The organism is Paracoccus laeviglucosivorans, from assembly GCF_900182695.1.
GTDB classification, from domain to species: Bacteria; Pseudomonadota; Alphaproteobacteria; order Rhodobacterales; family Rhodobacteraceae; genus Paracoccus; species Paracoccus laeviglucosivorans.
The window spans coordinates 1-11,351 of sequence record NZ_FXTK01000042.1; the positions used below are offsets into that span (position 1 = coordinate 1).

Annotated in this window: 8 protein-coding genes; 4 read left to right on the top strand and 4 right to left on the bottom strand. The window is 59.8% G+C overall.

Annotated elements, in window-relative coordinates; translation table 11 throughout:
• Positions 1–91: 91 nt before the first annotated feature.
• From FN835_RS20195 to FN835_RS20205, 3 genes are all read right to left on the bottom strand, one after another.
• Positions 92–1,633 carry an ATP-binding protein gene (locus FN835_RS20195; protein ID WP_142665041.1) on the bottom strand — a complete coding sequence of 514 codons (1,542 nt, stop codon included), beginning with the start codon at positions 1,631–1,633 and terminating at the stop codon, positions 92–94.
• Entirely contained in the window at positions 1,630–2,853 is a 1,224-nt protein-coding gene (locus tag FN835_RS20200) for an SIR2 family NAD-dependent protein deacylase (RefSeq protein WP_142665042.1), read from the bottom strand. Before FN835_RS20200 ends, FN835_RS20195 begins: the two co-directional genes overlap by 4 nt.
• 104 nt (positions 2,854–2,957) lie before the next feature.
• Positions 2,958–3,749 (bottom strand): BrxR family transcriptional regulator, encoded by a 792-nt coding sequence (locus FN835_RS20205; RefSeq protein ID WP_142665043.1) that lies wholly within the window; start codon positions 3,747–3,749, stop codon positions 2,958–2,960.
• 71 nt (positions 3,750–3,820) lie between these two features.
• Between FN835_RS20205 and FN835_RS20210 the strand changes: the two genes are divergently transcribed.
• The 4 genes from FN835_RS20210 to FN835_RS20230 all read left to right on the top strand — a co-directional run bounded on the left by FN835_RS20210 (position 3,821) and on the right by FN835_RS20230 (position 10,445).
• On the top strand, positions 3,821–4,957 hold the full coding sequence (locus tag FN835_RS20210) for an exonuclease SbcCD subunit D (protein ID WP_142665044.1): 1,137 nt from the start codon (positions 3,821–3,823) through the stop codon (positions 4,955–4,957).
• Positions 4,954–8,034 (top strand): AAA family ATPase, encoded by a 3,081-nt coding sequence (locus FN835_RS20215; protein ID WP_142665045.1) that lies wholly within the window; start codon positions 4,954–4,956, stop codon positions 8,032–8,034. Before FN835_RS20210 ends, FN835_RS20215 begins: the two co-directional genes overlap by 4 nt.
• 771 nt (positions 8,035–8,805) lie before the next feature.
• Complete coding sequence (locus FN835_RS20220; RefSeq protein WP_142665046.1) at positions 8,806–9,744, top strand: toll/interleukin-1 receptor domain-containing protein; 939 nt, start codon at positions 8,806–8,808, stop codon at positions 9,742–9,744.
• Between the two features lie 101 nt (positions 9,745–9,845).
• Positions 9,846–10,445: a hypothetical protein gene (locus FN835_RS20230; RefSeq protein WP_185958781.1), complete on the top strand. Its 600-nt coding sequence runs from the start codon at positions 9,846–9,848 to the stop codon at positions 10,443–10,445.
• 384 nt (positions 10,446–10,829) lie between these two features.
• Here FN835_RS20230 and FN835_RS21400 read toward each other — a convergent pair.
• On the bottom strand, positions 10,830–11,351 hold a 522-nt coding region (locus tag FN835_RS21400; RefSeq protein WP_185958782.1), incomplete at its 5' end, for a hypothetical protein.

Below are 11,351 nucleotides of genomic sequence, written 5' to 3' on the forward strand. Positions count from 1 at the left end.
TAGTCGCCATCGCGAAACTCAACCGCTAATCTCCGTCAGACACGGAGTCGCAGGTCAGCCGAAAACTCGGAAGGTGCGGCCTAGAAAACGCTTACGCTTGCACTTTGCCCCTGTCCGCCGAGTTCGAGAGCCGCAGAGAGAAAAAGGTGCCACATTGTGAAAGGATGGTGTCGTCGATCTCCGAAGGCCGCTGGCTGACGATCATCGCTCCGATGCCGAACTTCCGTCCCTCCTTCACGATCCGCTGAACGGCGTCCCGCGCGAGGCTCGAGTCGTCTTTTCCGAGATAGCGATGTGCCTCCTCCATCACGACCAGCAGCGGTCTCCGGCGACCGCCCTCCGGACGTTCGCGACCCCAGAATAGCGCCTCATAAATCACATTCAGGATGCCACCAATCAGACGCATCAACACCGAACTCGGCACCCCAGAGAGGTCCAAGACGGTGATTGGTCTATCATGGCCTAACCAACTCTCAAGCAGATGAGGGAGGTCACTTTCAGGCACGCCATCGAGGTTGGGCTCCCATGGCCCGGGTCGGAGCATGAAGTCAAATTGACGGTCAAGGAGACGCGACCGCAGCTGGTCTAGCTGGCGCCTGATCGACAGCACGTTCGACTTATTGGCAAACGGTGTCGCGCCGCCGATACCGGGTAGGGGATAGGTTGGCGGCACGAGAGTGTCTGCATCGCCCTCAGCGGTGCGTGCCGAAGTCTGTTGGGTGTTTTCAACCCAAGTTTTCAGCTCCGGATCGATCAGGGCGAACCACAGCGCCTTCAGGCTAAAGGGCAACGGGCTATCGAAGGTTAAAGAATTGAGATCGGTGCCAGGATAGGCTCCATTTTCAACTGAATGCACCTTCATCCGGAGGATGCGATCCTGAATCGCCGTCAGCGCCTTTTCATCGGTCTTGCCGAGCAGGAAGGCCAGGAGGTCCCCGAGCTCGAGGGCCCAATAGGGTACGTAAAGAGGAAACTCGCCCTCAACGGGGTTCACACGAAACACGCGCGCCACCTCACCTAGAGCGCGTCCGTATTCGCCGTGGATGTCGATAAGAAGAACCCTGGCGTTTGGAAAGCCCGCTCCTCCTCCTTGTCCAACAGATAGAGATCTTAAGAGACTCGTGACGGTGGTCGACTTGCCTGATCCGGTCGACCCCAGTACCGCCGAATGGCGCGTGACCAACTTATCTAGGTCGATCCGCACGGGAATGCTCTCTGCACTTGACAGTCGCCCGATCGTAACTTGGCCTGTATCAACGTTGCCGTAGATTCTTGCTAGATCTTCCTCGACCACGAGATGGACCTGATCATTGATTGCAGGATACTGACTGATGCCCCGCTCAAAGGTCGTCTCGATCACTTCGCCAACGAGCTGAACCTTAATCCAGCGCTCGCCCCGTGCTTGAGTGTCAATTAGCGTCTCGGGTGTCGCTGTCGCACCGACGTCGGAGATGATACCATAGAGGTCGTGATAGCCTTGTGGGATCCGCACGAAACTTCCAACTTGGCCCACGCGATAACTGCGGCCTCCGATGATCGCGATCCCCGAAGCGACACCTTCATACTGCCGCACGCTGACAGAAGCTCCCGCCACTGCACCGACGTGACCGAGAAGGGTGGGTGCGTTTTTCATGCGACAGGGGCTTCGGCCGGAAGCGCGGTGTTGGGCTCCGCTAGTTGAGTCTGTTGTGCGGCGAAGGCCTGCGCGGACCGCGCTGCTGAGAAGAAGCGAGCAAAGTCTTCAATGCGGCCGAGAATAAACTCATTTGGGGAGGCATCCTCGAAGCGCGACCAGTAGGACGAGCGGATCGGCCCCCAGTCCTTGCTCGGCAGCTGGTCGGGAACCTTCCAGAGGCCTGCGGAGCCATTCACGACTGCCGCATCACGTGCGTAAACGCTGAAGTTCGGCAGGCGACGACCCAATTCACTTGCACAGCTCTCCTTCTCAAGCTTCTGAAATTGAAACGCGAATACGCTAGCCGAAGGATTGGCAGCGAGCCCCTCGTCAATCCGCGCGGATATGTGGGCGTCCGCGAACGAGAAGCCCACCGATATCAGCAGGGTGTCGGGTGTCGCAAGGAAGGCGCGGAGGCGGTCCAGCAGTGCGGCATAGGGGGCCTTCTGGGTTTGCTCATATTTCAGATGCTCAGGGAACACGAGATGCTTGGCGCTGTCCTTGCCCGAGCGAACGACCTCATCCTTATCGTTCGATGACCAGCCGAGCGAGCCGTGAAGCTTCCAAAGGCGCGTCCAGCGAGCCGGGAGGTCATTGTTCGAGACCGTTACAGGATCGAAGAACGGGTCGCGGCCGCCCGTGAAGCCGTCGAAATATGGCGCTCGCACGCGCTCCAGTGCTTCCTCCATGAGCAAGTCGTAGTTCGTCGTGAATATCTCGACCGGATGATCGCGGGCCGTGCCCACGATCCATGTGACGATGTCGCTGTACGCAGATCCGCTCGGTGGGAGAGATACATTGACGATGGTGCCGATTTCTTCGCAGATTCGCTCACCCAGCGTGGCGTATTGTGGGCCGTCCAAGCCGTGGATTTTCGCAGGGCCGATGATCTTTGCCAGTGCCCGCACTCGCGAAAGGATCGTCTCGATGTCATCCTTAGGCGCCAGTTCCTTCTTCAATTCGGCAATTTGATACTGGTATTCGCCGTTCAGGCTCCCGAGGACCTGGGTCGTTAGGCCGGCAACTGCGGGTATTAGCGGATAGCTGCCATCGCTCTTACGCATGCCAGCGGACGCGCCGGCACCGAGCAGCAGTCCGATCCGCTTCCGTCCACCTGCGATAATTGTACGGAGCGCGGTCATATACTGATCGGGATTGTGTATAGTTTCGTTCGGCATAACTCTCCCCCGGCGATACCCACGACTGTGGGAGCTTCCTACTGTTGAGCTAGGCGGGAATATTACGACCTCTAGAAGCCTCAATCTGCCCACCGGCCGCAGCGTTACAATTCAATTTCTTCGATTTCTTCCAACTGGAGCCTAGCCTTATCGTCATTGAGGCGCCACCGCCTCATCACATAAAATGCTAGTGCCTTGCGAGTTTCGACCGTGATGTGTGTCTGCTCCGGAAATCCGTATTCCAACCGGACCACCCTCGCCTGTGCGTCCGAGAGTTCCGAACGCGGACATATCCGTAAGCGCACAAATTGGTTCCAATCCGTGTCAAACGGTAGTGGGAAGGACCTGTCTCGCGTTGGGATGCTGTTTTGTTTCAATACTCGAATCGGGAGATAGTCCCGGTATTCCCCATGCTTATGGCTCCAGGCTCGGAGATGAATGGCCTCTCCGTCAAAGTGAAACCGTACCGGACTGATCCATTGCGGTTCGGAGAGCCCACTGTTCATCGAGGTGTAAGTGATCAGGATATCTCTCTCGTTTGTCATCGCGCGGTAAAGCTGAGCGACGACGGCGGGGTCCATGGCGCGATTGGGCAGTGGGATGCTTGCGTCGAGATGAGAACTCTCTTCCCTGAGAAGGTCGAAGACCTGCTCAGGGCCAGCATCGGACAACGGACTATGTTCGTCGTTCGAGAAATAGGTTTTCGCTGTGGCATCATAGACCGGAGGTGTCCGCGTCAGCGAAAGATAGGTACGAAAGTCGACTGCCGCCTGCGCTGTCGAGATTTCAAAGCGAACAATCAAGTCCCGGCGGTTAGCCTGGCCTTTCCATGTAAGACATTGATCCAAGAGCAGGATCCGTTCGCGCTGTGCATGATTGAGAGATTCAAGGTCCATACGTTGAAGACTACTTGACTTGTCGTGCCGCGTCCATACAGTAATAATACGTATAGAAACTGGATATACAGATGCGATTCCTTCATACGGCAGATCTTCATCTGGGCAGGCAGTTCATGGGACTCAGCCTTGAAGATGACCATGAAGCCGTGCTGGGCCAGATCATAGAGACGCTGGTGGCCGAAGCGGTCGATGTGCTAGTGATCGCAGGCGATGTGTTCGACCGAGCCTCTCCCCCAAATTCGGCTATCCGCCAGTTTAACCGGTTTCTCAAACGGGTCGCAGAGGAGACCGAAGCCGCCGTGGTGATGATCTCGGGCAATCACGATTCTGGCGACCGGATCGAGGCGATGTCGGTCTTTTCAACCCCTTCTCGGGCGCTGGTGCGCGGGATTGCCGATGCTGTCGAGGCGCCCTTGGTGATGCGCGATGCCCACGGCGAGGTTGCCTTTTCAGCATTGGCTTTTTCCTATGAATATGCCGCGCGCGAGCTGTTCGGCGACGAAAGCATCAGCACGCCGGCAGATGTGATCGCGGCCCAGATCGCCGCCGCCCGGGCTCAGGTGCCTGCGGGCGCACGGTGGGTGGTGGTCGCCCATGCCTTTGTGGCTGGCGGGGCGGTCGGTGAGGCCGAGCGCGCCCTGACTCGGGTTGGCGGTATCGAAACCGTGCCGGCGGAGGTGTTCGCGGGCGCCGATTACGTCTCGCTCGGCCATTTGCACAAGCCGCAGGAGGTAGGCGCGCACCATATCCGCTATTCCGGTGCCCCGCTCGCTTTTGGCTTTGATGAAGCTGGGCAAGAGAAATCCATGACCATCGTCGATCTGCATGCCCAAGGCAGTGATATCCGCACCGTGCCGTTTCGCCCGCTGCGGCGGGTACGCTCATTGACCGGGAGTTTTGCCGAACTGCTGGCCGGGAGCCCGTCAGAGGATTTCATTCAGGCCATCCTGAACGACGAGACGCCGCTGATCGATCCGATGAAGCGGCTGCGCGCGGTCTATCCCAACGCCTGCCATCTGACTTATGCGCGGCAGGCGCGTGCGCCGGAATCCCGGGCGCCGGGCGCAGGGCGGGCCGCGATCCCGCCGATCGATATGGTCGGCGATTTTCTCAAGGTCATGCGCGGTCGGGTGCCCGACGCCACCGAACTGGCGCTGGTCGCTAACAGATTGCACACCACACAGGTCGCCGAGGATCAGCCATGAGACCGATCCGCCTAACGCTGCAAGCCTTTGGCCCCTTTGCGACCACCGAAATCATCGATTTCCGATCCGCGCTCGAAATCGGGCTGTTTGGGATCTATGGACAGACGGGAGCGGGAAAGTCGACGCTGTTTTCGGCGATGGTCTTTGCGCTGTTCGGCGCGCCGACCAAGGCCGATCAGGAGCCGCGCTCGCTGCGGTCGGATCATGCGGCGGCGGATCTGCCCACCGAGGTGGAATTCCTGTTCGAACTGGGTGCCAAAAGCTATCTGATCCGCCGCCGCCCGGTGCAGGAGCGGCCAAAGGCGCGCGGCGCGGGGATGACCGCGGATGCTGCCGAGGCCGCGCTGTTCGATGTAACCGGGATCGCGCCTGACCTGATCGGGTCGGGGCAATCGGGCCGGGTTCTGGCCGAGAAAAAGGTCTCGGTCGTCGACAAGCAGCTGCGCGAGCTCTTGGGCTATGGGCCGGATCAGTTTCGCCAGATCGTGCTGTTGCCGCAGGGCCGGTTTGAGACCTTTCTGGCGGCGAAAACCGATGCTCGGGTTGAGATTCTGCGCGAACTTTTCGATGTGAAGATCTATCGCGACCTTGCTGCGCGGCTGAAAGACGAGGCCGCGCAGGCGGAACGGGCCCTGCGCGAGCAGCGTGCACTCTATCTGGCGCGGTTGATCGAGCGCGGCTTTGAAAGCGCCGAGGCGCTGGAGATCGGCATCACCGCAGCCACGGCCCAGGTCGAAGAGGCGCGGGGCCGGCAACAGGCCGAGGATGCGGCGCAGCTGTTGGCGCGTGCAGGCTTGGCCGAGGGTGAAAGGCTTGAAAAGGCCTTTGTTGCGGCAGATGGGGCGAGCAAGGCACTGGAGGGTCTGGAGGCGAAGGCGGCGGTGATTGGCCACTTGGAAAGGCGGGTCGAGACCGTCAGCAACGCTCTGCATGCACGGGATCTGGAAACCGCATGGCATGATGCGGCAGCGGCCAGCCGAGAGGCGGTAGCATCTGTCACCACGGCGGCGGCGGATCTGGAAACCGCCCTGCAGGCGCGGGATTTTGCGGAGCAGACGCTGGAAGCGGCGCGGGCAGGCGAGGAGCGTTTGCGCGCGGTGCAGGCCGATCTGACACGGTTGAAGGAGGTTGGGGAAAGGGTCGGGCAGGCCGCCGACTTGCAGGCGGCGTTTGACCGGACCAGCGAGGATGCAGCAAAAGCGGCACAGGCACTGACCGCGGCCGATGCCGCGCGGGAAACCCTGCTGGCGCAGCGCGACGCCGCCGATCTGGCACTGGAGCAGGCGCGCCGGGCCGAGGCCAGCCGCAGTCAGTTAACGGCAGAGCTGGCCGGGTTGGACCATGAACTAGCCCGGGCTGCCGCGCTGGCAAAGGCCACGGCTGCGGTGGCCGAGGCCGAAGGCCGGATCGAGATGGCGGCGGGCGATCTGGCGGCGCGGATTGCCGATGGCGACGCGACTGATACCGCCCTGACCGAGGCCGAGGCGCGGCTGACACGCACGCAGGCGATCATTCTGGCCGAAAAGCTGACCGAGGGCGCCCCATGTCCAGTCTGTGGCGGCACCGATCATCCTGCACCGGCGCAGGGCAGCCCGGAACAATCCGGCCTGACCGAGGCCTTTCGCAAGGCGCAGGCGGCGGCACGAGCAGCCGCCGAAGCCAAGGTGCGCGCCGAGACCGAGCTGACGAATTGTCGGCGCTCTTGTAATGAAAGGCGGCAGGCGGCGGCCGAGATGGACCGGCCGACGCGGCCCCAGGCGGAGCTTGAGGCCGACAAGGCGCGGCTGGACGTGGCGCTGACAGCAATCGGCGCGGCGCTCGATCTTGAGACGATGGCTGCGCGGCTTGCAGATCTGAAACAGGAGGTTGCGCAGGCCGAGACGGCCGCGACCACGGCCAGGATCGCCGCAAGCACGGCGGCGCAGGCCTTGGCCGGGGCGGCGGCGCGGCGCGATGCGGTGGTGGATGCGCTGCCCGAGGGGCTGCGCACTCCCGAGGCCGTGGCAGGCCGGCGCACGGCTTTGCAGGGGGAAGAAACGCGGCTTGCCGAGGCTCTAGAGCGGGCGGTACAGGGGGATCGCGCTGCTGCCGAGGCGCTGACCCGGGCGCAGGAATTGCTTGCCGCGGCACAGCGGATGCAAGAGGCTCAGACTGGGCGGGCAGCCCGGGCGCAGGTTGATTTCACGGCCCGCCTGCATGAGGTTGGGCTGGATGAGGGGGGATACGCTGCGTGCAAGGCGCACTTCCCAACGCTTGGCGATGACCGCAAGGCGGTGCGGGACCATCAAGATGGGTTGATCGCGGCGCGCACGACCCTGCAGTATGCCCAGGCCGATTGCGCTGGTTGCGACCGCCCCGATCTTGAGCAACTGGTGCAGGTGCAAGCGGCGGCGGCCGAGCGCGTAAGGGCAGCGATGACCGCACTAGCCGAGGCGGAGTCGGCGGTCGAGGGGCTGACGGTTCTCAGAGGGTCGCTGTCCGATGCCCTTGCCAGAACAGAGGTGCTAGAGGCAGAGACCGGCCCGCTCCGGGGGTTGGCCGATCTTGCCAATGGCAAGAACGATTTCAACATGACGCTGGAAACCTTTGCCATCGCGGCCATGTTCGATCAGGTGCTGGAGGCGGCAAATATGCGGTTCGACCCGATGACGCGCGGCCGCTATCGGCTGGAGCGCGCTGTCGAGGCATCGGGCGGGCGTGGCAAGCGCGGGCTTGGGATCGATGTGTTCGATATCAACACCGGCAAGGCCCGCCCGACGGCGACCCTGTCCGGTGGTGAGACCTTTATCTCGGCGCTGGCTCTGGCGCTCGGGCTTGCCGATGTGGTCGAAAGCCTGTCGGGTAAGGTGCGGATGGACACTATTTTCATCGATGAAGGGTTCGGCAGTCTCGATACCGAAAATGGCGCCGGCACTCTTGATCAGGTGCTTCAGGTTCTCGCAGAACTGACCGAAGGCAGTCGTGCAGTGGGTCTGATCTCCCATGTCGGTTTGGTGCAAGAGACAATTCCTCAGGGATTCTACGTGCGTTCAACACCGAGTGGCAGTCGTGTAGAGGAAAGAAGGGGGCTTGGATGACTGATCGGTGGTATTTTCGGAAAGCTCATACTCGCCGACACCCGTCGGGACGGACAGTTTCCGTCCGTAGCAGTTGGGTGCTGCGGATTGGCAGGCCTGACAGTAAGGTCCGCCGCTCCAGTCGACCTTGCCCGATGTGCGGGGCGTTGATCATGAGCTATGGCATGCCGAAAGGGGGATGGGTCCATTTCGAAGCTGCGAAGGGCCTTACACACATAAAACACCCATGTCTGCATCAGGGCGAAGGTTTAAGTAAACGACGAGATGAAAACACGCCGGATCTTTTCGAGGAAACCATGTAATTCACAATTTGCATTCTCTTGACGACCGACGAACTTGACCTTCGCCTGGAATTTATCACGTCTGATGCAGCGACATACAACATGGATCACACAGTTGCGGTTAATTATAAGAGATCTGCAAGAAAGATTTCCGCCCTTGCATCGTATAACTTATTCAAACAAAATTCCTCATAGACAGCCCGTAATTTTTCTTGTTTCTCATTGGCTCAGTCTTCAACCAACTAAAAAACGGCTACGTATGTGAGACAATTCTTGTCAAAGATAATTTTCGGCAATAGCTTTTTTGAACTCGCAAGGCTGCTTTCTGATTCGAGGTTGTCTCAGCCGAGTATTAAGTGCCGATTGCGAACGAAGAAGCATAGTTGTGTTACACGAAAAGTGTTGCCGCTTCTGTCACGTTTTACCGTGCTACGCGTCAGCAACGGTAGGGGCGTGAAATGTAAAATCCCGAGCATTTTAAGTTGAGCATATGCGCGCATTCATTTCTTATTCCCACCATGACAAGGCCGCGCTGGACCGGCTTCACATACACCTTAAGAACTTGACGCGGGCTGGACATATCGAGACTTGGTATGATCGCGATATCTTGGCCGGAAGCGGGCTTGACGCCGAGATTGCGCGGGAACTGGATGCAGCCGATCTATTCCTGCTGTTGGTGAGTCCTGATTTCATAGCGTCTGACTACTGCGTCGAACGCGAAATGAAGCGAGCCCTGGAACGCCATGACGCCGGGGAGGCGCGCGTGGTGCCCATTATCGTGGAGGAATGTGACTGGAAGGCGATGGGTGAGCTGCGCAAGCTCAAGGCCGTCCCAACTGACGGTAAAGCGATCAGCGAATGGGCAAACTCGAACACTGCCTACTTAAATGTGGTGCAGGAGCTTCGTCGTATTATCGAAGCTGAAAGTGTGCCTGCCGCTGCAACAGCGGCCCCTAAACCAGATGCCGTACGCCCCGCAATGGCCCGCTACCGGGCAAAACGACAGTTCGATCACATCGACAGGGGTGACTTCCGTGACGCCGCCTTTGCCATCATCAAGGACTACTTCCAGAAGGCGGTTCTCGAAATCAACTCAATCGATGGATTGCGGAGTCGTTTCGTTGACAGAAATACGACTTCTTTCGGGGCAACAATCGTAAATGGCGGCCATCGGAACGGCACGGCCCACATCTCGGTACATTGTCGAAACTCGCAAATCGCTTTGGGTGACATATACTACTCGTTCAGCGAAAATGCTGGAGAAAATACCGCAAACGGCGGCTTCAACATTTCGAGCGATGATTACGAGCAGTTCCTCACCCAAACCATGAATATCTTCGGCAAAGCTGAGAAGCAGCTGACGCCTGAGCGCGCGGCGGAGGTACTCTGGAACGAGTTCATTGGCAACGCAGGTATTGCCTATGACTGAGCGCCTTAAATTCCGCTGCAACAACTGTGGTCACCGCTTCGAAGCTGAAGTTCTTGACGAGAACGAGCGTCGAGAGGCCCGTCGCGAGAGGCACCCGATCAATGCACTGCATTGCCCTGAATGTCACCGCACCGATACTCGGCGTGGCTGGGACTAGTGGCCTTTTGGAGAGAAAGCGTATGCGAAGCACATTGAATGCGAGGTCAGCGGCTTTGGTCGATGTGCCAAAAGGCGCGCTGTTTCTCCTCAAAAGGTATAGCAGTCTTCCAATGTTTGGTGTCAAGTTGTCTGGACTGGCGGATGATCGTGACGACAAGCTGACAATCCTGCTCCTAAATCCTGACTTCGGTAGGTCGGGTGAAGCGAATTGGCACCGAATTTTCCAATGGGATGCGACGGAGCAATGCGTGTCGTTTGGCGCAGATTGGATTCTCCAGCCTGATTTTTCTGCGACTTCACTATCAGACATTAATGATCCGCAGGAAGAGGCCTGTCTCACGATCGGGCCCGAGGGATTTTATTTTCGCGCAGCGCTCGGTGAGGGGTTTCGTGCGTCGTATCGCCACTTCATCCATGTTGACACGCTGGATACGGTGAAGGAACTCGGAAATACTGCCTTTCACCTCACCGGATACGAAATCTTCCTGAATCGGGATGATCGTGACATTGGCCGCCCGCCGATCTACCAGCGCGGCCCATAGATAGGATCTGAACCGCCCGCTCCGTTGTGACATCGCAGGTCGACTCGGCAATTACCCTATATTCTGCAGGTTCTATAAACGACCACGCTGCCCATTTTACCGTTGTCACATCGCTGCGGCGGCGTCAGACGGCTTTATGCCCGTCAGGTGGTTTGGCCGCTGCAGCCTGCATGAGCGTCCGCTCTTCGGTATTGCTGCGGTTGCCCTGCCGCGGCGCCGTCAGGCCGCTTTCCGCCCTTCGGTTCGATTAGAGTGACGGCGCGACGTGTGCGATCATGGCGAAGCTGGTCAAGCCCACGATGAACTGCAGCCGGAGCAGGCCGGCAACCTGCACAGACAGACAGTGTCCGTGTCTGGCGCGGGCTCCGGCCTGTGCGCAATGTCTTAGCGCTCGCGGTCCTTGTCCCGACCGCGTGTGTGATCACCATCCCGATCCGCCGTCCGATCGCGCTCTTCCCGCAGCCGCAGCTTCGCCTCCTGCACTTGGCGCAGCGACATGCCCATGGTCTCATGGCGCTCGGCGGCGGCGGTGATGGCCTGCGCCACAGCCCGGCGCTGATCACGGTCCGGGATATCGACCGCCAGCGCGCGATCATCGCCCCTGGCCAGCCGGACCATCAGGTCCGCGCCATAGCGGTCCTTGAGATCGCGGGCGAAGCGTCCGGCATGGGCCTCGTTCTGGAACGCCACCTGCCCGTCCTGTTTCAGGGCTTGCGCCATGGTACCAAGCGTACGGGTGAGCCGGTCGTTCCCGGTGCTGCGTTCCAGCCCTTGTGACAGGATCTCGCCAGCCTTGGCGTAGAAGCCATCAACCAGCGTCGCCGCCTTGCTGCGTCCGGCCGCGCTGTCCAGATCAAGCTTTTTGCTGCGCGCCACCTCGATCAGATCCTGTTTGGTCCAGTCGCG